Source organism: Leifsonia virtsii, from assembly GCF_030433675.1.
GTDB lineage: Bacteria > Actinomycetota > Actinomycetes > Actinomycetales > Microbacteriaceae > Leifsonia > Leifsonia virtsii.
Genome location: NZ_JAROCB010000004.1, coordinates 490,942 through 515,963, shown reverse-complemented (window position 1 = coordinate 515,963; position 25,022 = coordinate 490,942). Strand labels below are relative to the sequence as shown.

Annotated in this window: 29 protein-coding genes; 9 read left to right on the top strand and 20 right to left on the bottom strand. The window is 71.9% G+C overall.

Features of this window, described 5'->3' with window-relative positions; translation table 11 throughout:
- Window positions 1–7: 7 nt before the first annotated feature.
- Window positions 8–1,036, bottom strand: coding sequence for a 6-phosphofructokinase (locus P5G59_RS16610; protein WP_175336431.1), 1,029 nt, complete (start codon window positions 1,034–1,036; stop codon window positions 8–10).
- Window positions 1,037–1,136: 100 nt separating this feature from the next.
- A complete protein-coding gene (locus tag P5G59_RS16605) occupies window positions 1,137–1,751 on the bottom strand; it encodes a CYTH domain-containing protein (RefSeq protein ID WP_301220111.1) in 615 nt (204 codons plus the stop codon).
- A 76-nt stretch (window positions 1,752–1,827) separates the two neighbouring features.
- On the opposite strand from P5G59_RS16605, the gene P5G59_RS16600 reads away from it, so the two are divergent.
- Window positions 1,828–2,220, top strand: a complete 393-nt coding sequence (locus P5G59_RS16600; protein ID WP_301220110.1) for a DUF3224 domain-containing protein — start codon at window positions 1,828–1,830, stop codon at window positions 2,218–2,220.
- Between the two features lie 43 nt (window positions 2,221–2,263).
- On the top strand, window positions 2,264–2,464 hold the full coding sequence (locus tag P5G59_RS16595) for a hypothetical protein (RefSeq protein WP_301220109.1): 201 nt from the start codon (window positions 2,264–2,266) through the stop codon (window positions 2,462–2,464).
- Window positions 2,465–2,474: 10 nt separating this feature from the next.
- Here the strand turns inward: P5G59_RS16595 and P5G59_RS16590 are convergent, their stop codons facing one another.
- From P5G59_RS16590 to P5G59_RS16580, 3 genes are all read right to left on the bottom strand, one after another.
- Complete coding sequence (locus P5G59_RS16590) at window positions 2,475–4,634, bottom strand: DEAD/DEAH box helicase (RefSeq protein ID WP_301220108.1); 2,160 nt, start codon at window positions 4,632–4,634, stop codon at window positions 2,475–2,477.
- A 170-nt stretch (window positions 4,635–4,804) separates the two neighbouring features.
- A complete protein-coding gene (locus P5G59_RS16585) occupies window positions 4,805–5,152 on the bottom strand; it encodes a DUF6804 family protein (protein WP_301220107.1) in 348 nt (115 codons plus the stop codon).
- 104 nt (window positions 5,153–5,256) lie between these two features.
- Window positions 5,257–5,685, bottom strand: a complete 429-nt coding sequence (locus P5G59_RS16580) for an RbsD/FucU domain-containing protein (protein WP_301220106.1) — start codon at window positions 5,683–5,685, stop codon at window positions 5,257–5,259.
- Between the two features lie 148 nt (window positions 5,686–5,833).
- Between P5G59_RS16580 and P5G59_RS16575 the strand changes: the two genes are divergently transcribed.
- From P5G59_RS16575 to P5G59_RS16565, 3 genes are read left to right on the top strand one after another with little or no spacing between them, the layout of a single operon-like run.
- The gene (locus P5G59_RS16575; protein ID WP_115698346.1) at window positions 5,834–6,112 is read left to right on the top strand and encodes a metal-sensitive transcriptional regulator; all 279 of its coding nucleotides are present in this window, start codon (window positions 5,834–5,836) and stop codon (window positions 6,110–6,112) included.
- Window positions 6,113–6,114: 2 nt separating this feature from the next.
- A complete protein-coding gene (locus P5G59_RS16570) occupies window positions 6,115–6,642 on the top strand; it encodes an O-acetyl-ADP-ribose deacetylase (RefSeq protein ID WP_301220105.1) in 528 nt (175 codons plus the stop codon).
- A 56-nt stretch (window positions 6,643–6,698) separates the two neighbouring features.
- Window positions 6,699–7,973 carry a M20/M25/M40 family metallo-hydrolase gene (locus P5G59_RS16565; protein ID WP_301220158.1) on the top strand — a complete coding sequence of 425 codons (1,275 nt, stop codon included), beginning with the start codon at window positions 6,699–6,701 and terminating at the stop codon, window positions 7,971–7,973.
- 76 nt (window positions 7,974–8,049) lie between these two features.
- On the opposite strand, the gene P5G59_RS16560 is transcribed toward P5G59_RS16565, so the two are convergent.
- From P5G59_RS16560 to P5G59_RS16540, 5 genes are all read right to left on the bottom strand, one after another.
- Window positions 8,050–8,643 carry an SGNH/GDSL hydrolase family protein gene (locus P5G59_RS16560; RefSeq protein ID WP_301220104.1) on the bottom strand — a complete coding sequence of 198 codons (594 nt, stop codon included), beginning with the start codon at window positions 8,641–8,643 and terminating at the stop codon, window positions 8,050–8,052.
- 146 nt (window positions 8,644–8,789) lie between these two features.
- Window positions 8,790–9,650: an aldehyde dehydrogenase family protein gene (locus tag P5G59_RS16555; protein ID WP_301220103.1), complete on the bottom strand. Its 861-nt coding sequence runs from the start codon at window positions 9,648–9,650 to the stop codon at window positions 8,790–8,792.
- Entirely contained in the window at window positions 9,647–11,143 is a 1,497-nt protein-coding gene (locus P5G59_RS16550) for an aldehyde dehydrogenase family protein (RefSeq protein ID WP_301220102.1), read from the bottom strand. Before P5G59_RS16550 ends, P5G59_RS16555 begins: the two co-directional genes overlap by 4 nt.
- A 14-nt stretch (window positions 11,144–11,157) precedes the next feature.
- Window positions 11,158–12,222 (bottom strand): deoxyribose-phosphate aldolase, encoded by a 1,065-nt coding sequence (gene deoC / locus P5G59_RS16545; RefSeq protein ID WP_301220101.1) that lies wholly within the window; start codon window positions 12,220–12,222, stop codon window positions 11,158–11,160.
- A gap of 2 nt (window positions 12,223–12,224) precedes the next feature.
- Complete coding sequence (locus P5G59_RS16540) at window positions 12,225–13,223, bottom strand: sugar-binding transcriptional regulator (protein WP_301220100.1); 999 nt, start codon at window positions 13,221–13,223, stop codon at window positions 12,225–12,227.
- A gap of 90 nt (window positions 13,224–13,313) precedes the next feature.
- On the opposite strand from P5G59_RS16540, the gene P5G59_RS16535 reads away from it, so the two are divergent.
- Window positions 13,314–14,276: an ROK family protein gene (locus tag P5G59_RS16535; protein WP_301220099.1), complete on the top strand. Its 963-nt coding sequence runs from the start codon at window positions 13,314–13,316 to the stop codon at window positions 14,274–14,276.
- Between the two features lie 79 nt (window positions 14,277–14,355).
- Here the strand turns inward: P5G59_RS16535 and P5G59_RS16530 are convergent, their stop codons facing one another.
- The 6 genes from P5G59_RS16530 to P5G59_RS16505 are packed head-to-tail and all read right to left on the bottom strand — an operon-like array spanning window position 14,356 to window position 19,003.
- Window positions 14,356–15,576 (bottom strand): MFS transporter, encoded by a 1,221-nt coding sequence (locus tag P5G59_RS16530; RefSeq protein ID WP_301220098.1) that lies wholly within the window; start codon window positions 15,574–15,576, stop codon window positions 14,356–14,358.
- The gene (locus P5G59_RS16525; protein ID WP_301220097.1) at window positions 15,576–16,538 is read right to left on the bottom strand and encodes a bifunctional riboflavin kinase/FAD synthetase; all 963 of its coding nucleotides are present in this window, start codon (window positions 16,536–16,538) and stop codon (window positions 15,576–15,578) included. Before P5G59_RS16525 ends, P5G59_RS16530 begins: the two co-directional genes overlap by 1 nt.
- On the bottom strand, window positions 16,535–17,038 hold the full coding sequence (locus P5G59_RS16520; RefSeq protein WP_301220096.1) for a hypothetical protein: 504 nt from the start codon (window positions 17,036–17,038) through the stop codon (window positions 16,535–16,537). Before P5G59_RS16520 ends, P5G59_RS16525 begins: the two co-directional genes overlap by 4 nt.
- A gap of 29 nt (window positions 17,039–17,067) precedes the next feature.
- On the bottom strand, window positions 17,068–17,436 hold the full coding sequence (locus P5G59_RS16515; protein WP_301220095.1) for a hypothetical protein: 369 nt from the start codon (window positions 17,434–17,436) through the stop codon (window positions 17,068–17,070).
- Window positions 17,433–18,344 (bottom strand): tRNA pseudouridine(55) synthase TruB, encoded by a 912-nt coding sequence (truB, locus tag P5G59_RS16510; RefSeq protein ID WP_301220094.1) that lies wholly within the window; start codon window positions 18,342–18,344, stop codon window positions 17,433–17,435. The genes P5G59_RS16515 and truB overlap by 4 nt, the downstream gene beginning before the upstream one ends.
- Window positions 18,341–19,003: a TetR/AcrR family transcriptional regulator gene (locus tag P5G59_RS16505; RefSeq protein ID WP_301220093.1), complete on the bottom strand. Its 663-nt coding sequence runs from the start codon at window positions 19,001–19,003 to the stop codon at window positions 18,341–18,343. Before P5G59_RS16505 ends, truB begins: the two co-directional genes overlap by 4 nt.
- A 72-nt stretch (window positions 19,004–19,075) precedes the next feature.
- Between P5G59_RS16505 and P5G59_RS16500 the strand changes: the two genes are divergently transcribed.
- Window positions 19,076–20,563 (top strand): DHA2 family efflux MFS transporter permease subunit, encoded by a 1,488-nt coding sequence (locus P5G59_RS16500; RefSeq protein WP_301220092.1) that lies wholly within the window; start codon window positions 19,076–19,078, stop codon window positions 20,561–20,563.
- Between the two features lie 159 nt (window positions 20,564–20,722).
- Window positions 20,723–21,730, top strand: coding sequence for a ketopantoate reductase family protein (locus P5G59_RS16495; protein ID WP_301220091.1), 1,008 nt, complete (start codon window positions 20,723–20,725; stop codon window positions 21,728–21,730).
- Window position 21,731: 1 nt separating this feature from the next.
- Here P5G59_RS16495 and P5G59_RS16490 read toward each other — a convergent pair whose 3' ends face one another.
- Window positions 21,732–22,313 (bottom strand): nucleoside/nucleotide kinase family protein, encoded by a 582-nt coding sequence (locus P5G59_RS16490; protein WP_301220090.1) that lies wholly within the window; start codon window positions 22,311–22,313, stop codon window positions 21,732–21,734.
- A gap of 39 nt (window positions 22,314–22,352) precedes the next feature.
- On the opposite strand from P5G59_RS16490, the gene P5G59_RS16485 reads away from it, so the two are divergent.
- Complete coding sequence (locus P5G59_RS16485; protein WP_301220089.1) at window positions 22,353–23,219, top strand: HhH-GPD family protein; 867 nt, start codon at window positions 22,353–22,355, stop codon at window positions 23,217–23,219.
- A 4-nt stretch (window positions 23,220–23,223) separates the two neighbouring features.
- Here the strand turns inward: P5G59_RS16485 and P5G59_RS16480 are convergent, their stop codons facing one another.
- From P5G59_RS16480 to rbfA, 3 genes are read right to left on the bottom strand one after another with little or no spacing between them, the layout of a single operon-like run.
- On the bottom strand, window positions 23,224–24,204 hold the full coding sequence (locus P5G59_RS16480; RefSeq protein ID WP_301220088.1) for a class I SAM-dependent methyltransferase: 981 nt from the start codon (window positions 24,202–24,204) through the stop codon (window positions 23,224–23,226).
- Window positions 24,205–24,235: 31 nt separating this feature from the next.
- Window positions 24,236–24,520, bottom strand: coding sequence for a YciI family protein (locus tag P5G59_RS16475; RefSeq protein WP_301220087.1), 285 nt, complete (start codon window positions 24,518–24,520; stop codon window positions 24,236–24,238).
- 38 nt (window positions 24,521–24,558) lie between these two features.
- Window positions 24,559–25,008, bottom strand: a complete 450-nt coding sequence (gene rbfA / locus P5G59_RS16470) for a 30S ribosome-binding factor RbfA (RefSeq protein WP_301220086.1) — start codon at window positions 25,006–25,008, stop codon at window positions 24,559–24,561.
- Window positions 25,009–25,022: the final 14 nt, after the last annotated feature.

Genomic DNA, 25,022 nt, shown 5'->3' with positions numbered 1-25,022 from the left:
AAGACTCTCAGCCGAAGAGGAGCGCGGCCTCCTCGTAGCGCGCGTCCGGCACGGTCTTGAGGCCGCCGGTGGCGTCGGCGATCGAGACGTTGACCACGTCCGTGCCGCGCAGCGACACCATGGAGCCCCAGCGGCCCTCGTACACCGCATCCACCGCCGCCATGCCGAGACGCGTGGCGAGCACGCGGTCATAGGCGCTCGGGACGCCGCCGCGCTGCATGTGGCCGAGCACGGTCGCGCGCGACTCGATGCCGGTGCGCTCCTCGATCATGGGGGCGAGCATCTCGCCGATGCCGCCGAGGCGGGGACGGTTGAACGCGTCGAGGCCCTTGTGCGAGTGCGCCTCCTCCATCGTGTCCAGGTGGAAGCCCTCGGAGACGACGATCACCGGTGCGCGGCCGCGGTCGCGCACCGACTCCACCCACTCGCAGATCTGCTCGATGGACTGCGGTTGCTCCGGGATCAGGATGGCGTGCGCGCCGCCCGCCATGCCCGAGTGGAGGGCGATCCAGCCGACGTGACGGCCCATCACCTCGACGACCATGCAGCGCTGGTGCGACTCCGCGGTCGTGCGCAGGCGGTCGATGGCCTCGGTGGCGATCTCCACCGCGGTGTCGAAGCCGAACGAGTAGTCGGTGGCGGCGAGGTCGTTGTCGATGGTCTTGGGGACGCCGACGATCTTGAGGCCGGCGTCGGTGAGTCGGCGGGCTGCGGTCAGCGTGCCCTCCCCGCCGATCGCGATGATGGCGTCGATGCCGTTCTCGTCCATCATCCGCTGGATGTTCTCCGGGCCGCCCTTGTCCGTCTCGAACGGGTTGGTGCGGCTGGAGCCGAGGATGGTGCCGCCCTGGCGCGAGAGACCGCGGACGCTGTGCCGGTCGAGCGGCATGATGTCGCCCTCGACGACGCCGCGCCAGCCGTAGCGGAAGCCGGCGAACTCGGAGTGGTGGACGCGGTCGCCCTTCAGGACCGCGCCGCGGATGACCGCGTTGAGGCCCGGGCAGTCTCCGCCACTGGTGAGGATGCCGATCTTCATGCTGCTCCGTTTCGTGCGATGCGTCCCCTGAATCATGCCCGGGAGCACGCGGCTGCACAAAATCGCACTGGACGGATGCGGCGGCGCGGTGGTAGGCGGGTCAGAGCCCGAGCGCTCGCTGGAGCTTCGAGGAGCTCTCCGAGGGCCGGGCGCCGGCGGCGAGCAGCCGCTCCTCGATCCCGTCGAGCAGGGCGGTGCGGCCGGTCCGCGTGTCCGGCGCACCGGCGAGCAGTTCGACCTCCCACTCCCGCCACTCCTGCGTGCCGCCGGCGCGCAGGTTCTCGCTGCGCACGTGGTCGTCGGTGAGCTCGGCGACCTCGAACCCGGCGGCGTCGAGCAGCACGACACTGTCGCGCTGGTTGGTCACGCGAGCAATCGGGACGAGCGGCTCGTCGCCGATGAGCGGCCGGAGGTGGTCCCGCAGGTCGGCGGGCGGCTCGTCCCCGTCGGTCAGCGGCCACTGCCGCTCGGTGCGGCCCTCCTCCGCGGGCTCCTTGACGTGCCAGCCCTCGTCGTGGCCCCCGCGGCGCACCCGCAGAGCGGTGCGGTGCTGGGCGAGAGTCAGGTCGGCGGTGTCGAAGTACGTGGCGACGAGCTCGTGCCGCTCCGGCTCCTGCTGCACGGCGACCGCGCCGACCCCGACGAGCAGTGGATGCCGCGCCTCGGCGTCGACGTCGTACTTGCGCTCGATCTCGGTCTGGGAGTGGTGGGGCATATCCCCTGTCTAGCCCACATCCCGGCTGTCGCGAAATTTCAAGCGCCACGGGTGACGCGGGCCCTACGGTGAACGCATGACCGCAGAGACCATCACCGCCCGCTTCGACGTGACCGGCTGGGAGCCGGCCGACCTCCCCGGGATCGAGGGCGACTGGGTCGGCGCCGTCGTCATGCGCAAGACCTACACCGAGGGTCTGGTCGGCGAGTCGGTCGCCCACTTCGTCTCGTCGGGCACGGAGGAGGACGGCAGGGGCTACCTCGCCGCCGAGCGGATCACCGGGCGGCTGGAGGACGGCCGCAGCGGCTCGGTCACCGTGCACCACGGCGCATTGCAGCACCCGGGCGACCCGTCCGCGTTCGGCTACATCGTGGCCGGGACGGGCACGGGAGACTTCGCCGGCTTCCGCGGGCGCGCCAGGATCGAGCACGACGAGCGCGGCGCCTCCTTCGTGTTCGAGCTCGACTGACACCGGCCTTCACCGGCGCGATCGACGGCGGTACCCTCGGGGCATGAGCGACCCCAGAGGAAGTGACCGCAGGGACGACGAGGGTCTCGACGACTTCGTCGAGGCGCAGGAGACCGACTACGAGCCGGAGCCCGTCGTGCACGACCCGGAGGACCTCCCCGTGGTCGACGACGAGGACGACGAGCTGCTCCCCGACGACGACCGCCCCGTCCCCCTCGACCCCGACGACGCCGAGATCGCCTGACCGGTAGCGGCTAGGCGAGCGCGTCCTCCAGGAGGTGGATGAGCGCGTCGAGCTGCACGGAGTCGGTCGAGCCGACCTCCACGTCGCTGCCGTCGAGGGCGCGGGCAGCGAGGCCCTGCTTCGCGTCGATCAGCTCCGCGATCTTGGAGTCGATCGTCTGCGCGGCGATGATGCGCCACGCGGTGACCGGCTCCTCCTGGCCGATGCGGTGCACGCGGTCGATCGCCTGCGTCTGCTCCGCCGCCGTCCACGACAGCTCGGCCAGGACCACGTTCGACGCCGCCTGCAGGTTGAGGCCGACGCCCGCCGCGGTGAGCGAGCAGACCGCGACCGCGACCTCCGGGTCGTTGTTGAACGCGTCGATCTCCTTCTGGCGGGCGAGCGCGGACTGGTCGCCGCGGATCGACACCGTCTTCAGGTCGCGGGCTGCGAAGGCCTCCTCCGCCGCATCCATCACGTCGATGTGCTTGGCGAAGAACACCACCTTGCCGACCGAGCGGGCCAGCTGCGCGGTGTAGTCGGAGGCGAGCCCCGCCTTCGCCTGGCCGATCTTGCGGACCATGGTGAAGACGTTGTCTCCGGTCTTCGCCGACTTCGCCTCCTCCAGCTCAGACTGGGCCACGAGGCGGATGAGGTGGTGGCGGTGCGCCTCGTCGTCGCCGTCGAACGAGTCGGGGCGCCCAGCGGCCGCGGCACGGTGGAACCGCGCGACGAGCCGCGCGGCCAGTTCCTTCTCGGCCTGACGGATGGAGCGGCCCATCTCGTCGTCGAGCTCGACCGGCAGATCGACCACGCGCCGGCTCGGCAGGTCGGCAGCCACGTCGAGCTTGCGCCGGCGGACGATGCCCATGTCGATGACCGCCTCGCGGGCGGCCGCGTAGAAGCCGAAGTCGGCCGGGGTCAGCCCGGTCTCCTCCAGGTGCTCCATCAGCTCGGCCGTCGGCTTGTTGCCGTCGATCCAGCCGAGGAACTGCCAGATCGCCTTGAAGTCGTCGATGTCGTTGATCAGCGGCGTACCGGTCAGCGCGATCATCAGCGGGTCGGGCGTGGCCTGCCGGATGGCGTCGGCGAGCCCCAGCACCAGGCGCGAGCGCTGCGAGTGCAGGTTCTTGATGAAGTGCGCCTCGTCGACCACCATGCCCTTGAAGCCGAGCGTGCTCAGCCAGGAGAGGTGCCGGTCGAGCACCTCGTAGTTGACGATCACCACGTCGGCGAAGGCGTCGAGCCCCTCGCCGTCGCCGTGGATGACGGTCGCGCGGCGGTGCGGCGTCCACCGCTCCACCTCGCGCGCCCAGTTCATCTTGACGACGTTCGGGACGACGGCGAGCAGCGGGTAGGCGCCGGCGACGGAGGCCGCGAGCACCGACTGCGCGGTCTTGCCGAGGCCCGGCTCGTCGGCGAGTAGGAAGCTCCTGTGCCCCTGCCGCACGCTCTCGATGAACCGCGACTGGTGGTGCATCAGCTCGAGGCCGTGCGGTGAGTAGCGGTCGATCAGCGGTGCCGGAGGGAGCTCCATGCTGGCGGCCTGGCCGCCCGCGCCGTACTCGAACGACTTGAACAACGGGCCGAGCAGCTCCCACGAGTCGAGCCTGCGCCGCGGGGTCGGGGTGCTGGGCGAGAGGCGCGAGAAGTCGGGGGCGAGGAACGGGTTCGACAGTTGCCGCGCCTTCACCGAGGGCGGCACGACCTGCTTCTGCGCCAGCTCCGGCGGGATGACGCTGTCCTGCTTGGCCACGGGACGCTCGATCGTGATGATGAGGTCGTCGGGCGAGAGCTCCGTGCCCGACTCCAGCAGCCAGTCCCGGCGCATCTTCTGCGCGGTGGCCGTGGAGGGCGACTCGCTCTCGAGCAGCGAGATGAGCGATGTGTCGCGCGCCGCCGTCTTGGCGAGAATGGTGGCGATGCCGTCGAGCCGCTTCAGCTGCTCCGCGCGCTGCGCGTCGCTGAGGTCGGGGTCCGACTTCGCGCGGGCGCGCTCCTCGCGCATGAGGAAGGCGATCACCTGGAACTTGGTGCGGTTGGTCGGCCCGAGCTTCTTGCCGTCCGCGGCCTTCGCCTCCACCTCGCGCACTTTGCGCGCGAGCACGGGGATCAGCCCGTCGTTGTTGGCGTGCCGGTTCTTCCGCTGCTGCTGCCTGGTCGGGCTGGTGCGCTGACCGGAACGAGACATGGTCCTCCAGTGGAGGCGTCGCGGGCTGTCGGAGGACGCGACGCCGTGTGGGCGTGAGGCCGGCGGAGGCGGGAGGACCGGTGACCGAGTGGACCGGGCTCGACGCGGGTGACGCCGGGAGCGCGGCACAGGATGGACGCGCAGCTCCATTTTACCGGAAAGCCCGGCGTTCAGCGACGCGTGTCAGCGGGAATCTTGATCGTGACCGCGGCGGCGACGAAGACGACCGCCCCGACGATGGAGAGACCCTGCAGGGCGAGGGTGCCGAGCGGCAGCGGCCACACGGGATTCCACACCACCGCGAGCGGCACGAGGCCCACCAGCCACCACCACATCCGCGCCTGGCCGGCGAAGACGCAGAGGATGAGAGCGAGGATGCTGACGCCGTAGCGGATGTAGAGATACGCGTCGCCGCCGACGAGCGCGAGCCCCGCGAGGAGCACGATCGCGCCGAGCAGACCGGGCGCGAGCGCGGCCCTGTTGAAGGCGGGCTGCTGCGGCGTGTGGGGACGGGACACGGCATCCCACTCTACGCGGCCCGGACATGGTGCGCCCGCCCGGTTCCCGGAGACCTCGCTCTCCGGCCGGGCGGGCGGCGCTGTGTGGTGGGGCGTGCTGCGGGCTACAGCACTCCCCGGCGGAACAGGAATGCGCACGGCGGCGCGTCGGACCCGACGCGCACCGTGACGGCGGAGTGTCGGGCGAGCTGGACGAAGGCGTCGAGCTCGAGGCGGGTCATCGGGACTCGGCGGAGTTCGGCGTCCGAGGCGATCCCGTTCACCGCGAACGCGACGTCGGGCACGTCGTAGGGTTCTGCGGCGAGGTCGAGGAACACGATCGGCGAGGCATCCTCCGTATCGAGCGGGAACACGGAGAGGATGGCCTCTGCGGCGGCCTCCGTCGTGACGTCGTCACCGAGGTGGACGACGGGCGTGGTGATCTGGTCTTCCGGATAGCCGCTGCCCACGAGGGTAAGCGTCTCGCCATCACTCATGGCGTCGAGTGCGCTCAAGAGCGCACCGGACAGCAGCGGGCTGAGGTTCTTCAGCAAAGTCGGGCCTTTCCTGTTAAACGAATATTTCTCAACCCCTCCCTGGAGGATAGACCTCTCGGTATGTCCACCCCTACCCCCCATTGGGGGGCTTTTTGCACACTGAGACCCCACTGGGGTATCCACGGGAAGGTCGTATCCTGAGGGGGTGATCGCAGACATCAAGAAGCGGGCGCTGCACCGAACGCGCATCCTCGAAGGGCAGCTCCGGGGTCTCGAGAAGATGATCGAGAACGAGGACTACTGCATCGACATCATCACCCAGTCGCTGGCCATCCAGAAGTCGCTCGGCTCCCTCAACCGGCTGCTCGTCGAGAACCACCTCCGGACCCACGTCTCCGAGGCGTTCGAAGAGGGCGGGAGCGCCCAGGACGACGCCATCGTCGAGCTGCTCAAGATCTACGAGCTCTCCAACAACCGGGGCTGACGGTGGAGGAGCTCATCCGCATCGTCCGCGGCGACATCACCGACGAGACGGTCGACGCCATCGTGAACGCCGCCAACAGCTCGCTGCTCGGCGGCGGGGGCGTCGACGGCGCCATCCACCGCCGCGGCGGCCCCGCGATCCTGGAGGCGACGCGCGAACTGCGCGCCACGACCCTCCCGGAGGGCCTCCCCACCGGGCAGGCGGTCGCCACGATCGCGGGCGACCTGGGGTCGAAGTGGGTCATCCACGCGGTCGGACCGGTCTGGTCGGCGCGCGAGGACCGCACGCCGCTGCTGCAGAACGCGTACCGCTCCTCCCTCCGCGTCGCCCGCGAGCTCGGCGCGCGCACGGTCGCATTCCCCGCCATCTCTGCCGGCGTCTACGGCTGGCCGATGGACGACGCCGCCCGGGTCGCGGTCAGCACCGTGCGCGCAGTGCTCTCCTCGGGGGTCGGATCGGTCGAGCACGTGCGGTTCGTGCTCTTCTCCGACGAGGCGTTCGACGCCTTCCGCGCGGCGGCCGGCGAGTGACGTCCGCCGACGACGGCGCGCTGGAGCGGTTCCGCTCGCTGCTGCGCATCCCCACGATGTCGCGCAACGACGTGTCGGAGACCGACTGGGCCGCCTTCGACCGGTTCGCCGACGCGCTGCCGGAGCTCTACCCGGCGCTGCACGCCGCGCTGGAGCGCGAGCGGCACGGCCACTCGCTGCTGTACCGCTGGCGCGGCCGCGGCGACGGCGACCCGACCGTGCTGATGGCGCACTACGACGTGGTGCCGGCGACCGAGGAGGGCTGGACGCATCCCCCGTTCGCCGCCGAGCTCACCGGCGAGGGCGAGCAGCGTCTCCTCTGGGGGCGCGGGGCGATCGACGACAAGGGGGCCGTCGTCGCGATCCTGGAGGCCGTGGAGGCGCTCGTGCGCAAGGGCTTCCAGCCGGCGGACGACGTCTACCTGAGCTTCGGGCACGACGAGGAGACGGTCGGCTCCGGTGCGCGCGGCATCGCGGCGGTGCTGCGGGAGCGCGGCGTCCGCCCGGCGCTCGTGCTCGACGAAGGCGGCGCGGTCGTCGAGCGGATCTTCCCGGGCGTGAGCGCGCCGATCGCGGTGGTCGGGGTGAGCGAGAAGGGCATCACGAGCGTGCGGCTCACTGTCGAGCAGCACGGCGGGCACGCGTCCACTCCCCCGCGGATGACGGCGACGGTGCGGCTGGCACGGGCGATCACGCGGCTGAACGCCCGGCCGTTCCCGGCGCGGCTGACCGAGACGAACCTGCGGATGGTGGAGACGCTCGGCGCGCACGCGACCGGGCCGCTGCGGGCCGTGTTCACGCGCGCCCGGCGGCTGCAGCCTGTGCTGCGCTGGGTGTTCGGCCGGCTGAGCGACGAGACGCGCGCGATCGTGCGCACCACCACCGCCGTGACGCAGCTGCGCGGCAGCCTCGCCGCGAACGCCCTGCCGGAGACCGCGGAGGCGGTCGTCAACACGCGCATCGCCGTCGGCTCGTCGGTGGCGGAGACGCTCGGCCACCTGCGCCGGGCGATCCGGGATGACGCGGTGCGGATCGAGGCCGTCGACGCGAGCGAGCCGTCGCCGGTGTCGCCGTCGGAGGGGCCGCAGTGGGAGCGGCTCGCCGCGGCCATCGGCGCCGTGCACCCGCGGGCCGTCGTCACGCCGTACGTCATGCTCGGCGCGAGCGACAGCCGGCACTTCACCGGGATCTGCGACGCCGTCTACCGCTTCACGCCGTTCGAGCTGAGCGCGGACGAGCGCGGGGCGCTGCACGCACGCGACGAGCGCATCCGCGTCGCCACCTGGCTCCGCGGCATCAGCGTCTACCAAGCCCTCCTCCGCACCTCCTGATCCCCCGTCGAGTACACCAAGACTGCACGCCTCTACGGCGTGTCGCGTGCAGTCTTCGCGGACTCGATGGTGGGGGCTAGCGGGAGCCGCCGAGGTCGGGGAGGGTGATGGCGCGGGAGTTGGGCGGGAGGTCGCGCAGGCGCTCCAGGGCGGGGGCCAGTTCGGCGGCCCAGGCCCGGTAGCCCTCCTCGTTCAGGTGCAGGCGGTCCTCGGTGAAGGCGGGATTCAGCTCGCCGTCCTCCAGCGCGAGGGCCGGCCACAGGTCGAGCCAGCCGGCGTGCACGGTCGGCGCGAACTGCCACAGGTGCCGGTTGATGTCGCGGATCTGGTCGGCGAACTCGTGCCCGCGCGGCATCACCGACTGCACCAGGATGCGCGTGTCCGGCAGCTCCTTCCGGAGCGTCACCAGGATGGTCTCCACGTTGCGGACGACGTGCTCGACCGACCGGCGCCAGGCCAGGTCGTTGGTGCCGACGAGCAGGGCCACGAGCGCCGGACTCGACTCGATCACGGCGTCCAGCCGCGCGATGACGTCGTCGGTCGTGTCGCCGGCGACACCGAAGTTGCGCACCGTCTCACCGGGCAGCAGTGCCCCCCAGTCGCCGCCCTGCGTCAGGCTGTCCCCGACGAGGGCCAGCACCTCGCCCTCCGGTCTCCACTCGTCCGTCATCCGCAGCCTCCCCTAGGTCTCCCTCCATCCTCCCTCCAATCGAACGGGGATGCGAGGGCCGCGATTCGTGACGAACGAGCGCCGTTCGTGACGATCGAGCCCCATCCGTCACGAATCGCGCCCACTCGGCACGAATCGCGGGCCGGTCAGAGCAGCGACTTGGTGTGCCAGACCGTCTTCGTCTCGGTGAAGAACGCGATGCGGTCGAGCGACGGCGCGGCGGCGTCGGGACCGTTCTCCGGCGGCAGGACGCGCTTGAGGGTGTCCGCCGCGGCGATCTGCAGGTCGATCCACTCCAGTTCGCCGGCACCGACCAGGTCGAGCGCGTTGACGTCGGCGTGCGACGCCAGCCACGGCGCGATCTCGGCAGGCGACCCGGTCAGGATGTTGACCACGCCGCCCGGCACGTCGCTCGTCGCCAGCACCTCGCTGAGGCTGATCGCCGACAGCGGGAAGCGCTCGCTCGCCACGACGACCACCGTGTTGCCGGCGACCAGGGCGGGAGCGACGGCGCTCACGAAACCGAGCAGGCTCGAGTCCTGCGGCGCGACGATCGCGACCACGCCGGTCGGCTCCGGCACCGAGATGTTGAAGTAGGGGCCCGCGACGGGGTTGGCGTTGCCCGCGACCTGCGCGAACTTGTCCGCCCAGCCCGCGTACCAGACCCAGCGGTCGATCGCCTCATCGACCTGCGCCGTCGCGGCGGAGGCGGAGACGCCCTCGGTCTCGCGGATCTCGTCGACGAACTGCGCCCGGCGGCCCTCCATCAGCTCCGCGATGCGGTAGAGCACCTGACCGCGGTTGTAGGCGGTGGCCCCCGACCATCCCGAGACCGCGGCGCGCGCGGCGACCACGGCGTCACGGGCGTCCTTGCGGGAGGCCTTGGCCGCGTTGGCGAGGAACCCGCCCTTCGGCGTGGTCACCTCGTAGGTGCGGCCGGACTCGCTGCGCGGGAACTTCCCGCCGATGTAGAGCTTGTAGGTCTTCGGGACGGCCAAGCGGCTCATTTGGAGGCTCCCTTGCGAGCGATGCGGGCGGGGATGGAGGCGGCGGCCGGGAGGGACCGGCCGGGCACCAGGTAGGCGCCGAGACCGTGGCGGCCGCCCTCGCGGCCGTACCCGGACTCCTTGTACCCGCCGAACGGGCTGGCCGGGTCGAAGCGGTTGAAGGTGTTCGCCCACACCACGCCGGCGCGCAGCTTGTCGGCGACGGCCAGGATGCGGCTGCCCTTCTCCGACCAGATGCCGGCGGAAAGCCCGTACGGGGTGTTGTTGGCCTTCGCGATCGCCTCGGCCGGGGTGCGGAAGGTCAGCACCGACAGCACCGGGCCGAAGATCTCCTCGCGCGCGATGCGGTGGCTCGTCGACACGTTGTCGAAGATGGTCGGCGCGAACCAGAAGCCGTTCTCCGGGATGGCGCAGTCGGCGGTCCAGCGCTCCGCGCCCTCCGCCTCGCCGATGTCGGACAGCTCGCGGATGCGCTGCAGCTGCTCGGCCGAGTTGATCGCCCCGATGTCGGTGTTCTTGTCGAGCGGGTCGCCGAGGCGCAGCGTCGACAGCCGGTGCTTGAGCCGGTCGACGACCTCGTCGTGGATGCTCTCCTGCACGAGCAGCCGGCTGCCCGCGCAGCAGACGTGGCCCTGGTTGAAGAAGATGCCGTTCACGATGCCTTCGACCGCCTGGTCGATGGGTGCGTCGTCGAAGACGATGTTGGCGGCCTTTCCGCCGAGCTCGAGCGTGAGCTTCTTGGAGGTGCCGGCAACCGAGCGGGCGATCTCGCGCCCGACCGCGGTGGAGCCGGTGAAGGCCACCTTGTTCACGTCCGGGTGGGAGACCAGGTCGCGGCCGGTCTCCCCTGCGCCGGTGACGATGTTGACGACGCCCGGCGGCAGGTCGGCCTGCTGCACGATCTCGGCGAACAGCAGCGCGGTCAGCGGGGTGGTCTCGGCCGGCTTCAGCACGACCGTGTTGCCCGCGGCCAGGGCGGGGGCGATCTTCCACGCCAGCATGAGCAGCGGGAAGTTCCACGGGATGACCTGGGCTGCGACCCCGAGCGCGCGGGGCGCGGGGCCGAGGCCGGCGTGCTCCAGCTTGTCCGCCCATCCCGCGTAGTAGAAGAACCAGGCGGCGACGAGCGGGACGTCCACATCCCGACTCTCCTTGATCGGCTTGCCGTTGTCGAGGCTCTCGGCGACGGCGAGCTCGCGGGCGCGCTCCTGCACCAGCCGGGCGATGCGGAACAGGTACTTGCCGCGGTCGCTGCCGCTCATGCGCGACCAGACGCGGTCGTAGGCGCGGCGGGCGGCGGCGACGGCCGCATCCACGTCGGAGGCGTCGGCGGTCGCGATGGTGGCGATGCGCTCCTCCGTGGCGGGCGAGATGGTCTGGAACGGTGTCCCGTGCCCGTCGACGAACTCGCCGTCGATGAAGAGGCCGTACTGGTCGCGGAGGTTCAGGATCGACCGCGACTCGGGAGCCGGTGCGTATTCGAGGAAACTCATGGTCAGGTCAGCTTTCAGTCGATCGTCACGTAGTCGGCGCCGGAGTAGTGGCCGGTGGTCAGCTTCTGCCGCTGCAGCAGCACGTCGTTGAGCAGGCTGGACGCGCCGAACCGGAACAGGTGCGGCTGCAGCCAGTGCTCCCCCACCGTCTCGGCGACGGTCACGAGGTACTTGATGGCGTCCTTCGACGAGCGGATGCCGCCCGCCGGCTTCACGCCGATCTCCTCGCCGGTGAGCCGGTGCCAGTCGCGCACGACCTCCAGCATGAGCAGGGTCACCGGCAGCGTGGCCGCAGGCGACACCTTGCCGGTCGAGGTCTTGATGAAGTCGCCGCCGGCCAGGATGCTGAGCCAGGACGCGCGCCGCACGTTGTCGTAGGTGTTCAGCTCGCCTGTCTCCAGGATGACCTTGAGGTGCGCGTAGGTGCCGTCGTCGCGGCGACATGCCTCCTTGACGGCGACGATCTCGTCGAACACCTGGCCGTAGCGGCCAGAGAGGAACGCGCCGCGGTCGATGACCATGTCGATCTCGTCGGCGCCGGCCGCCACCGCGTCGGCGGTGTCGGCGAGCTTGACCTTGAGCGACGCACGGCCGCTCGGGAACGCGGTCGCGACCGCGGCGACGTTGATGCCGCCACTGTGTCCATCGGCGCTGGCCCCGGCACGGCGGACCGCACCGGCGTGGGCCGCGCCGAGCGCCTCCACCGCGTACGGGACCATGTCGCCGTAGACGCAGACGGCGGCGGGACGCGGCGTGCCAGGGTCCGACGGATCGGGGGTCAGTGCCTTGGCGACGAGCGAGCGGACCTTGCCCGGCGTGTCCGCGCCCTCCAGCGTGGTCAGGTCGATCAGCTCGATGACGGTGTCGAGCGCCCACTTCTTGCTCGACGTCTTGATGGACCGCGTGCCCAGCCCGGCCGCGCGCTGCTCCAGGCCGACCGCGTCGACGCCGGCGATGCCGTTGAGGTAGCGCCGGAGCGAACCCTCCGTCAGGTCGCCGCCGAGCACCTCGACGGCGCGGGCCGCCGGCGCGAGGGTGCGCACGGGCGGCGTTGTCTCGATGGTCACGTGTTCCTCCATTGCTACAGGATGTTCTGCGTCGCGGCCGGCGTCGCCTGCGCCGCGGAGCCCGGGTGCGTGCGGCCGAGCAGGTCGTTGGCGGTCGCCTCGTCGGTGATGAGCGCGGTGCACAGACCGCTGGCGACCACGGCGTGCGCGACGCGGTGCTTGGCCTCGCCCGCGATCACCGCGATGGAGGTGCGGGCCGCGCGCAGCTCGTCGAGGCTGAGGCCGAGGGTGCGGGAGTTCAGCTCGGGATCGGCGACCTGGCCGTCGTCGGTGATGAAGCGGCCCACCACGTCGCCGACGGCGCCCTTCTCGGCGAGCCCCGCAACATCCTCCACCGACAGGTAGCCGGAGTCGACGTGCACCGAGCTGGTGTCGACGACGCCCGCGCTGAACAGGTAGGCGTTCGCGCTGCGGGCGAGCTCCAGCACGCTCTGCACCGAGCGGTCGGCCTCGATCGCGCGGCGGGTGGCGGCATGCTCGAAGATCGCGGGGCTGGGCAGCAGCGTCGCCGTGCCCTGCGCCTTGCGCGCGATGACCACGGCGGTGTCGGCGGCCGCGGTGGCCTGGCGGGTGGAGGAGACGCTCCCGTTGATCTGCACCGGGTTGACCCCGACCGCCCAGCCGGGGCGGAGGCGCGCGGCGACCGCGTGCAGCGTACGGCCCCAGCTGACGCCGAGCGTGCGCGGGACGGGGCGGAGCGTGGTGAGGTAGTCGGCCGCGGCCTGGGCTACGCGGCCCTGCACCTCCGAGTCGGACTCGGCGGCCGGCACGACGACGGCGTCGTCCAGCCCGTAGAAGCCGCACAGCTCGCGTTCGAGCGAGAAGCGGCGGGCGCTGGGGTGCACGATCTCGATGCGCACGAAGCCGTGCTCCCGGGCGGCGACGAGCAGACGGCCGACTTTCCAGCGGGAGACGTTGAGCGCGACGCCGATCTCGTCCTGCGTCTTGCCGGCCTCGTAGTAGAGCTCTGCGGCTTTGACGGCGAGGATCTCGTCCGAATCGTTCAGGGCCACCCGTCCAGCTTAGGAAGCGCCACGCAGGCGAGCAACACTTGCGTGGTGTGTGCTCAAATGAGCAGAGACGCTTTCGTTTATCGTTGGGTCGTGCCCGCAGACTCCCCCGCCATCGCCCCTGCCTACGTCCTCGCCGTCGACTTCGGCGGCACCAAGGTCGAGGCCGCCCTCGTCGACTCGGAGGGGCGCCTGGTCGAAGGCTCCCGTCACCGCCGGCCGACCGGCCGGAACGCCACGGTGCCGGAGCTCGAGGATTCCGTCGGCGGCGTCGTGCGCGCCGCGTTCGCCGCACTGCCGGAAGGCGCTCGTGTCATCGGTGTCGGGATCGGCAGCGCCGGCCCCATCGACCGCACGCGCGGCCTCGTGTCGCCGCTGAACGTGCCGCACTGGCGCGACTACCCGATGCGCGACTTCGTCGCCGGCGTCGCGGCCGGGCTCGGCCTCGACGTGCCTGTGACGCTCGAGATGGACGGCGTCGCCATCACCATGGCCGAGCACTGGGTCGGTGCGGCGCAGGGCGTCGACAACGTCATGGGCATGGTCATCTCGACCGGGATCGGCGGCGGCCTCATCGTCGACGGCCGCGTCATCACCGGCCCGACCGGCAACGCGGGGCACATCGGCCACGTCGAGGTCGGTGACATCGAGGGCGAGGACACCTTCGGCAGCCGGTACGCGCTGGAGGCCATGGCGTCCGGTCCGCACACCGTCGCCTGGGCGCAGCACCAGGGCTTCGCGGGTGCGACCGGCGAAGACCTGGCGGCCGCCTACGCCGCCGGCGACCCGGTCGCGCGCGAGGCGATCGCCCGCACCGGGACCGCCGTCGGGCACGCCATCGCCTCCGCGACGGCCCTGCTCGACCTCGAGCTCGTGGCCATCGGCGGCGGCTTCTCGCACTCGACGCCCGACCTGTTCGACCACATGCGCGCGGTGATCGCGAACCACTACTTCCCGTTCGTCCGCAAGGTGCGCATCGTCCCGTCCGCCCTCTCCTCCGAGGGCCCCCTGATCGGCGCCGCCGCCCTCATCCACCGCGCCCACCTCCTCCCCTGACCCCCACCGTCGATTCCTCACTTAATCCACTCGACGATGGCGTGTCGGCGGATTAACCGAGGAAGCGATGATGGGGGGGTCAGTCCTCGAGGTAGTGGGGGCGGGCGGCGATGGAGCCGGCGACGGCGGCGGCCAGCGCCGTGGCGGTGAGGACTGCGAGGGCGAGCGTCCAGGAGGCGGTGAGCTGGTGCAGCACGCCGACCGCGAGCGGGCCGAGCGCGCCGAGGGTGTAGCCGAGCCCCTGCGTGAAGCCGCTGAGGGCGACCGAGCCGGCGTGCGTCCGCGTGCGCATGTTGATCAGCACGAGGCAGAGCGGGAACAGCAGCGGCCCGAGACCGGCGAGCGCCACCCACAGCCAAGTCGCCGTCGCCGGCACCAGGATGAGGCCGAGGTACCCGACCACGAAGAACGCGACGGCGACGTAGATCAGAAGAGCCACGTTCCGCATCCGCGCGGCCAGCAGCGGCACCAGCAGCCCGGCGGGTATGCCCATCCCGGCATACACCGAGAGCAGGGCGCCGGCGTCGAGCGGCGGGACCTCTGCGACGTCGTGCAGGATCTGCGGCAGCCAGGCGAACATCGCGTACGCGTTGAGGCTCGACACGGCGAAGAGCACCGCCATCGCCCACGCCAGCGGCGACCGCCAGACCCGCCCCGCCATCGCCGGTTGCGCGGTCTCGACCTCCACATCGCTGTCCGGGTGCGCCGGCCGGTGCGAGATCAGGATGCGCAGCCACGGCAGGATCGCGAGCACCGTCACGAGCGCCCACATCCCGACCGAGACGTGCCAGCCGGCCGCATCCGCCACCGGTACCGCGACGAGCGGCGGCAGCAGCGTGGAGACCGACATGACGGTCGCGTAGAGCGAGGTCACCAGCCCGATCCGGTCGGGGAAGTAGCGCTTCACCAGCGGCGGTAGCAGGACGTTGCCCACGCCCATCCCGGCGAAGGTCACGGCGGAGCCGATCGCGAGCACGGCGAAGGAGCCGGCGGACGCACGCACGAGGTGCCCGGCCAGCATGACCGCGAGCGCGATCACCACGACCGCCTCGAGGCTGAGCCGCCGCGTGAAGCGCGGCGCGATCAGGCCGAACAGGGCGAAGCAGACCGGCGGCAGCATCCCGAGCAGCCCGACGCCGATGCTCGACACGGCGAACTCGGTGCGGATCTCGGCGAAGATCGGCGAGAGCGCGGCGACGGCGGTGCGCAGGTTCGCCGCCACCAGGAGGATGCCGAGCAGCGCGATGGCGCGCCCGCGCCAGAGCGGCCGCGCCCCGGCGGCCCGCGGGTCGTCCGTCATCAGGCGGGTTCGCCCGCGTCGTCGGGCTGTGCGGCGCCGAGGAGCTCGCGCGCGCGCTGCACGTCGTCGGCGATCTGCGCAATCAGCGGCTCGACGCCGGTGTAGGCGACCATGCCGCGGATGCGCTCGACGAACGACACCTCCACCGTGTGGTCGTAGAGGTCGAGGTCGCGGTCGAGCACGTACGCCTCCACCTGCTTGTGCGGCACGCCCTCGAACGTCGGGTTGTTGCCGACCGAGATGGCGGCGGGGTACCGCTCCCCCGCGTCCGTCAGCCAGCCGGCGTAGACGCCGTCGGCGGGGATGAGGCCCTCCGACTCCGGCGAGAGGTTCGCGGTCGGGAACCCCAGCTCCCGCCCGCGCGCCGCCCCGTGCACGACGAGCCCGCGCACGGTCGGGGCCGAGCCGAGCAGCTCGGTCGCGTGCCGCACGTCGCCGTCGGCGAGCAGCTCGCGGATCCAGGTGGACGACACGCGCCGGCCGTGCTCGGGCCGCACATCGTCGATGAGCTCCACGTCGAAGCCGTACTTCTCGCCGAGCCGCCGCAGCATCGCCACATCGCCCGCCCCGCGCGCGCCGAACCGGAAGTCGCTGCCGACCAGCACGGCGGCCGCGTGCAGCCGGTCGACCAGGATGGTGTGGACGAAGTCCTCCGGGTCGAGCCCGGCGAGCGCCCGGTCGAAGGCCACCATCAGCGTCGCGTCGACGCCGGTGGAGGCGAGCAGGTCGAGCTTCTGAGCGTTGCTGACGAGCGACGCCGGGCACTTCTCGGGCGCGAGCAGCTCGAGCGGGTTGCGGTCGAAGGTGATGATCGTCGAGGTCAGCCCGCGCTCGGCGGCGACGGCCCGCAGGCGGTCGATCACCGCACGGTGGCCGGTGTGGACGCCGTCGAATTTGCCGATCGTGACCGCGCTCGGACCCCACCCGTCCGGGATCTCTGCGACCGCGTGGAAGACCCTCACGAGCCCGCTCCCGCGCGGTCCGCCACGGCCCGGCCGTCGTCCGGCCGGTGGCGGCTCAGCCACAGCATCCCGAGCACCGGGAGCACCAGCGGGATGAACAGGTAGCCCATCCCGTACACCGACCACACCGTGGCGTCGCGGCCGAACGGGTCGATGTCGTGCAGGCCGAGCACGGCGGGTGCGAACAGGCTGAGCGTGCCGATGACGAGCACGCCGGCGAACTCGAAGCCGATCGTGATCCAGGCCACCCGGTACCAGACGCGGCCCGGGGCGACGAGGGCGATGGTCGCGACGATGTAGACGACGGCGGAGAGCGCCGAGAGCGTGAACGCGACGGGCGCCTCGTGGAAGCGGTCGATGATCTGGAACACGCTGCGCCCCGTCGCCGCCAGCGCCAGCACGCCGTAGACGAAGACCAGCACGCGGCCGACGCCGGACATCCGCCGCCGGGGAGGCTCTGGGTCGGAGTTCGTGCGCGCGGACATGGTGTGGTGGGACATCGCTTCGATTCTATTTGCGTCCGGAGCGCTCACGCGCCCTGCACGAACCAGATCTGCCCCATCCGGTACACCATGACGGCGATGGCGAGGCAGACGCCGCCCAGGATCACGGTGCTCCAGCGGTTGCGCTCGACGAGGGCCCAGAACCCGCCGGCGAGCGGCAGGACGATCGCCGAGATGAGGTAGATGTAGAACTCCGCGAGGCTGCCGGAGGGCGGGTTGCCGGCCAGCGGGGCGACGATCGCGATCACCAGCTGCACCAGCAGCAGCAGCTCGACGACCGCGACGGCGCCCATCGAGACGTCTCCGGGCAGCCGGCCCGCGAGGCCGAGGATCAGGCACAGGATGCCCGCGGCGCAGGCGACGACCACCTGCACCGTCGTGAACCACTCGATCATGCGGGGCTGACCGCTTCGTCCGTCGGGAAGTTCACGAGGGTCCTTGCTTCCTTTCCGCGGAACTCGACCAGTCCCACCAGCGCGCCGTTCGGCGCCACCGCGGCGACCGGCTCGCCGCCGGGTCCCTCCCGGTCGGCGACGTGGATGCGCCTCCCGTGCGTGAGGTCGATGGCCTGCTGCTCGGTGAGGTCGAGCCGTTCGAACAGCCGGGTGGCCGCATCCACCGCCGGCACGAGCGCCGCCGCAGGATCGAGCGTAGCGAGGTCGTGCGCGTCCCGCACGTGGAAGGCGCCGACCCGGCTGCGCCGGAGCGCGGTGAGGTGCCCGCCGACGCCGAGGCCTGCGCCCAGGTCGCGCGCGAGCGAGCGGATGTACGTGCCCGAGGAGCAGACGACGCGCACGTCGAGGTCGATCGCGCCCGCCTCCCGCCTCGTCTCGAGCAGCTCGAACTCGGCGACGGTGACGGCTCGCGCCTTCAGCTCCACCTGCTCGCCGGCCCGCACCCGCGCATAGGCCCGCTTGCCGTCCACTTTGATCGCGCTGACCGAGCTGGGCACCTGGTCGATCTCGCCCGTGAGCCCGGCGATGCCCGTGGCGATCGCGTCGGCCGCGACCGCGTCGAGCGCCTCCTGGCCCGCGGGCTCGAGCAGCTCGCCCTCGGCGTCGTCGGTCGTGGACGCTGCGCCGAGCCGGATGGTCGCGAAGTACTCCTTATCGGCGCCCACGATGTAGGTGAGCAGCCGCGTGGAGGAGTTCAGGCCGACGATGAGCAGGCCCGTCGCCATCGGGTCGAGCGTCCCGGCGTGGCCGACCTTGCGCGTGCCGGCGGCCCTGCGCACGCGCGCGACGACGTCATGGCTGGTGAGACCCGCGGGCTTGTCGATCAGGATGAGTCCGCTGCCAATCACGCGCGCTCGCCCTCGTCGCCCTGCACCTCGAGCACCAGCTGCAGCTTGGTGCGGAAGGTGCACTCGATCAGCTCGGTGGCGGCGTCGTCCTTGCCGTAGTCGTCGGTGAGCCGGAGGCCGAGCAGGGTGTTCAGCAACATCCCCTCGGCGAGGAACCCGCGCGCCTCCTCCGGGTCGAAGCCGGCCTCCTCGCGCAGCAGCCGGTAGATGGTCAGGAAGCCGCCGCGGGCCTTCGCGCCGATGCTCGGATCCTGGCCCATGCTGAAGGCCTGCATGAGCGAGAGCAGCAGCCCGCGGTCCTCGATCAGGTTGACGTAGGCGAGCCCCAGGCGGCGGCCGATTTCCCCGTGCTTCGGGTTCTTGCCGATGGGGTAGCCGGGATCGGTCGCGGCGGGAGACCCGTCGGCCTTCCACTGCGCGATGGTCTCGGTGAAGGCGACGAGCAGGCGGTCGAGCGAGCGGGTGAGGACGCCGACGAAGAGGTTCTCCTTGCCGCCGAACATGCGGACGACGTAGGGCTGGCTGATCCCGGCCGCCTTCGCGATCTGGTCGGTGGTCGCGCCGAAGTAGCCGCGCTCGCCGAACACCCGGCTGGCGGCTTCGAGGATCTGCTCGCGGCGCTCGGCCGAGGGGATCCTTTCGCTGATCTTGTCCGTCACGCTTGACAGGTTATCAGTCGATTACTACTGTCAGCTCTTGTAATCATTCGATAACAACAACTGGAGGCGCGCATGTCCGCACCCCTCGCCGTCGCCCGGCGCATCCCGGTCTGGCTCGCGATCGTCGCGGCCTCGCTGCCGATGTTCATGGCGACCCTCGACAACCTCGTCGTGACCAGCGCGCTGCCGGTCATCGCCCGCGACCTCGGCGCCTCCATCGAGGAGCTGCAGTGGGTGGTCAACGCCTACACGCTCACCTTCGCGACCCTCATGCTCATGGCGGTGGGCCTCGGCGACCGGCTCGGCCGGCGCTCGGTGTTCCTCGCCGGCATCGCCGTCTTCACGCTCGCCAGCGCCGCTGCGGCGCTCTCGACCGAGCCGTGGCAGCTGATCGCCGCCCGCGCGGTGCAGGGCGCAGGAGCAGCGGCCCTGCTCCCGCTCTCGCTCACCCTCCTCGCCGGCAGCGTCAGCGAGCGCCTGCGACCGGCGGCGATCGGCATCTGGGGCGGCATCTCCGGCCTCGGTGTGGCCCTCGGGCCGCTCATCGGCGGCGCGGTGGTCGAGGGCTGGAACTGGCAGGCGATCTTCTGGCTCAACGTCCCGCTCGGAGTGATCGCAGTCCCGCTCGTGCTGCTCGCCCTGCCGAACAGCTTCGGTGAGCGCGTGCGCGCCGACGTCGTCGGCCTGCTGCTCGCCGCGCCCGGCGTGCTCGGCGTCGTCTGGGGCATCGTGCGCGGCAACGACGCAGGATGGGGCAGCGCCGAAGTGCTCATCCCCCTGATCGCGGGCGCCGCCCTGCTGGTGGCCTTCGTGCTCTGGGAGGGACGCGCGACGGCCCCCCTGCTGCCGCTGCGGCTGTTCCGCGACCGCAGCTTCACCGTCGCCAACCTGGTCGGCGTCACCTTCAGCTTCGGGATCTTCGGGGCGATCTTCATCCTCATCCAGTTCCTCCAGGTGGTGCAGGGGCACACCCCGCTCGAGGCGGGCGTGATGACGATGCCGTGGACGCTCGCCCCGATGGTGGTCGCACCGCTCACCGGCCTGTTCTCCTCCCGCACGGGCACGCGGCTGCCGGTCGTGGCCGGGCTCGTGCTGCTGGCCGTGTCCATGGGCTGGATCGCGGCGACCCTGTCGGCGACGCTCCCCTATTCGGAGATGTGGCCGCCGTTCCTGCTCGCGGGCATCGGCATGGGCCTCGTCTTCGCGCCGAGCTCGACGGCCGTGCTGGCCAACATGCGCCCGGCCGACCACGCGAAGGCCTCCGGAACGAACTCGACGCTGCGGGAGGTCGGGGTAGCGCTCGGCGTCGCCGTGCTCACCGCGGTGTTCACCGGCGCGGGCGGCACGCTGACGCCGACGGGCTATGTGGATGCGGCGGTCCCCGCGGTCTGGGTCGGCGCTGGCGTGCTAGCAGCCGCTGCCGTGATCGCCCTCGCGCTGCCGAGCCGCCGGGCCGCGCGCGCCGCCGCCGCGGCCGCTGCGCCCGCCGCCGAGTCACCGGCAACCGCCGCCGCCGAGGCCCTCGCCACCGCCGAGCCGGCTCCCGTCCTCGCCGACTGACCCCGTCCATGGGACGCAACTCGCCGCTTTCCCGCCGGGATGGCGGCGTGTTGCGTCCCACGGATTCATCTGGTTGACGCGACACGCCGTCCCGGTGGCGGACGCGGCGGCGTGTCGCGTCAACCAGGCGAGGCACCGCGCGCGGATAGGCTGGAACGCGTGCGTATCGGCGTGATCGGAGCGGGAGCCATCGGCGGCACGATCGCGGCGCTGCTCGACCGCGTCGGGCACCTCGTCGAGGTGACGGCCCGCGGGGAGCAGCTCGCCGCCATCCGGGAGTCCGGCATCCGGCTCGACGGAGGCTGGGGTTCCCACACCGCGCGGGTGGCCGCCGCAGAGACGCTGCAGACCCGGCCGGAGCTCGCCTTCGTCTGCACCAAGGCGCAGGACGCCCCCGCCGCCATCCGCGCCAACGCCGCCCTGCTCGACGGCATCACCGTCGTCGTGGTGCAGAACGGGCTCGCCGGCCTCGCGGAGGCCGAGCGGCTGCTCCCCGGGTCCGACTGCGTCGGCGCTCTCGCCCTCTACGCCACGAGCTACCTCTCCCCCGGCCGCGTCACCGTCACGACGACGGCGAATACCTACCTCGGCGCCGGCGACGGCGCGGCGCCTCGGGCCGCCGTCGACGCCGCGCGCATCCTGGACGCGGCCATGCCCGCCTTCGCGATCGACAACTTCACCGGCGCGCAGTGGACGAAGCTGATGGTCAACCAGATCAACGCCCTCCCCGCGATCACCGGGCTGAGCGCGCAAGAGGTCCTCGGCGACCGCCGGCTGCGCGCCATCGTGACCGCGAGCCTGCAGGAGGCCACCCGCGTCGGCTTCGCCCGGGGCGTGCGCTACGGCAGCATCCAGGGGCTCGACGACCGCATCCTGCGCTTCGTCGCCCGCGCGCCGCGCTGGGCCGCGCAGGCAGTGCCGCTGCTGATGAAGCGGCGGATGGGCGCGACCCCCAACCCGGGCTCGACACTGCAGAGCCTGCGGCGCGGGCAGCTGACCGAGATCGACTACCTCAACGGGGCTGTCGTCGCGGAGGCCGAGGCCGCCGGCGTCGGCGCACCGGTCAACGCGGCGATCACCGCGCTGGTGCACGAGGTGGAGCGGTCGGGCGCCTTCCTCGCGCCGCACGAGGTGGCCGAGCGGATGCGGTCGGTCCTCGAGGCCTGAGTCAGCGGGGCGCCCACCGCGGCTGCGCCGGATCCGACTCGTCGACCAGGAACGTGGCGTGCTCGCGCGGGTGCGCGTCCTCCACGTACGCCTCGGGCTGCGGGATGTTCACGAGCAGCACCGACGCGTTCCAGTCGCCGCGCAGCGACGGCCGCAGCGGGAACTCGCCGTCGACGACGAGCACCGCATCCGGTCCCGCCGTCAGCCAGCGCGCCTCGACGGGCTGGTCGCGCGCCTCGTCGAACGCCGCCGTCTGGAACCCGGCGCTCCCGCCGAGCCGGAACGGGTCGAGCAGCACCCGGCGCAGGGCGACGAGGTCGTACGCGTCTCGGTAGTGGCTCTGCGGCGTCTCGGGCCCCAGGCGCGTGCGGTAGGCACGGGAGGTGTGGAAGCCGGCCAGGGAGGCACGGAACGCGTCCGCCCCCGCCTCCCGGAACACCGCCGCCAGGTCGTCCGCGAACGCGGTCCCGCCGATCCGCCCGCCGTCGACCGCGACCGCCACGCGTCCCGCGGGCGCGTCGCGCCGGATGGCGGCCACGAGCTGCCGGAGGAACAGCACGCGCGGCGTCGGCGGAAGCATCATGCGACGAGCATAGGCCGCGGCACCGGTTAGCCTCGATGCATGCACGACTACGCCGGGACGGTGGTGGCCTGGTACCAGGAGAACCGCAGGGACCTCCCGTGGCGCCGCGAGGGCTTCACCCCGTGGGGCACGCTGGTCAGCGAGTTCATGCTGCAGCAGACCCCGGTGAGCCGTGTCATCCCGCACCTGGAGGAGTGGCTGAGCCGATGGCCGACGCCGGCCGACCTCGCCTCGGTGCCGCCGGGCGAGGCCGTCCGCGCCTGGAAGTCGCTCGGCTACCCGCGGCGCGCGCTCTGGCTGCACGCGGCGGCCGTGACGATCACGGAGCGGCACGGCGGCGTCGTTCCGGACGACGTGGACGCCCTGCTCGCGCTCCCCGGGGTCGGCGACTACACGGCACGGGCGGTGGCGGCCTTCGCGTACGGGGAGCGGCATCCGGTCGTCGACACCAACATCCGCCGGGTGATCGCCCGCACGGTCGACGGTCAGGCGGAGCCCGGTCCGCCGAGCACGCGCCGCGACCTGGCCGCGATGGAGGCCCTGCTCCCGGAGGACCGCGACGCGGCCGCCGCCTTCAACGCCGGGATGATGGAGCTCGGCGCGATCGCGTGCGTGGCGCGCACGCCGCGCTGCGACTCCTGTCCGCTTTCCGACCGCTGCCGCTGGCGTCAGGCCGGCTACCCGGACTACGAGGGGCCGACGAAGGGCAGGCAGAAGCGCTACGAGGGAAGCGACCGCCAGGCGCGCGGACGCATCCTCGCGGAGCTGCGGGCGTCGCACACGCCCGTCGCGGCCGGAGACCTGGCTGCACTGTGGCCGGATGCCGAGCAGGGCGAGCGGGCGCTCCAGGGGCTCGTCAAGGACGGCCTCGCCGTCGAGACGCTCGGCGGCTACACGCTGCCGTAGCCGGTCAGGGCTGCTCCGGCGTCCGCGCGAACGCTGCGGAGAGGGCGTCGAACAGCTTCCGGCGCTCGGCCAGCGCCCGCGGGCGCGTGCGAAGGCCCGTCAGCGTCTCCCAGCCGTCCCAGGCGAGCAGGTCCTTCGCGTCGACGGCGAGCGTGCGGCGGAGGACGTGCTCCGGAACCTGCTGCGGGTCGGCCGCCTGCAGCGTGGGGAGCAGCGCGTCGTAGCGCTCCGCGAGCACCCGCGACGACGGGTCCAGCCGCGCCACCAGCACGACGCCGGTGGGCGCGGTGTTGACCGGGATGACGACCAGGTCCGGCCGCTCGGCGCGGAGCAGCTCGACGACCTTGTAGACATCGCCCGCCCACGAGTCGGTGTACCGGTCGCGCGCGGCCTCGTGCACCGACCGCGGCATCATGTCGTCGAGGACGATGATGCTCGTCGGGGAGGTCAGGCGTTCGACGTTGAGGAAGTCGCGGTACGCGAACTCCGCCAGGTGCATCCCGTCGATGAAGGCGAAGTCGAGCGGGACGCCGTCCAGGTGCTTCTTCGCGCGTCCGGAGGCGAAGAAGTCGTCGCTCGTGTCCCGCGCGAGCAGCAGGTCCGCGTGCAGCGGGTTGGTGATGTGGAACGCCGGGTCGACGCCGATGGTCTTGGCCGTCGAGAGGGTGAGCGAGCGCCCGTCGTCGACCCCGATCTCCAGGTAGCTGCGGGGCCGGAGGGCCGCGTGGAGTCCGGCGAGGAACTCGTGCCGGCTGAGGCTCGGGGTGGGGAACTGCGTCTCGTCCCAGGGGTAGAAGGGATAGCCGCTCGGGGCGATCTCGTATCCGGCCGGGGCCTCGTCCGCCGCTGCCGGCGGCCGCTCCTTCGGGGCGATCCAGCGGGCGAGCGATGCGCGGGCGGAGCTCTCGGCGTTGACGAGGCGGTCGACCCGCTCCCGCCCGATCACCGGCGACAGCGTGTTCCGGACGGCGTTCCTGAGAGTCACGCATGCCAGAATACCGGCGCACGGAGATCTGTCACCCGAAGACGAGCGGATCCCAGTCCTGGATGCGGGAACGGTGGACGAGGCCCTCCGTGACGAACGGGTCGCCCTCCCGGAACCGCTCCGCGGCCTCCCGCGAACGGAAGATCGCCATCGAGCCCTGGGTGGCCGGGTCGCCGAACGTCCCGATCATGAGCACCTCGCCGCCCTTCGCGAACTCGTCCAGGTAGGCGCGGTGCCGGGGGTAGGCCTCCACCAGGCGCTGGAAGTGCTCAGGACCGGCGTCAGGGTCGGCGTCGTAGAACGAGACGGCGAACATGCCGACATGCTACGACCGGCCCGACGCCGGCGGGGAGGTCACTCCTCCTCGTCGTCCTCGTCGCCGATGACCCGCGGCTTCACGTACGGGTCCTCGTCGCCCGCGTAGGACGCGGACGCGGCGAGCCCGGCCACCTCGGTGTCGCGCTCGCGCGCCTCCCGGAGCAGGTCCTCGATGTGGGCCGCGTTCTCCGGGATCGCGTCGAGCTGGAACTCCAGCGTCGGCGTGAGGCGCGCGGTGATGTTCTTGCCCACCTCGCTGCGCAGCATCCCGGTGGCCGCTTTGAGCGCGGCGGCGCTGTCCTCGCGCTCCTGCTCGGTGCCGTACACCGTGTAGAAGACGGTCGCGTGCTGCAGGTCGCCGGTCACCTGGACGTCCGTGATGGTCACGAAGCCGAGGCGCGGGTCGCGCAGGCCGCGGTCGAGCCGCTTGGCGATGATCTCCTTGATCCTGTCCGCGAGCTTCCTCGCGCGTGCCGGATCGGCCATGGTTCTGTATCTCC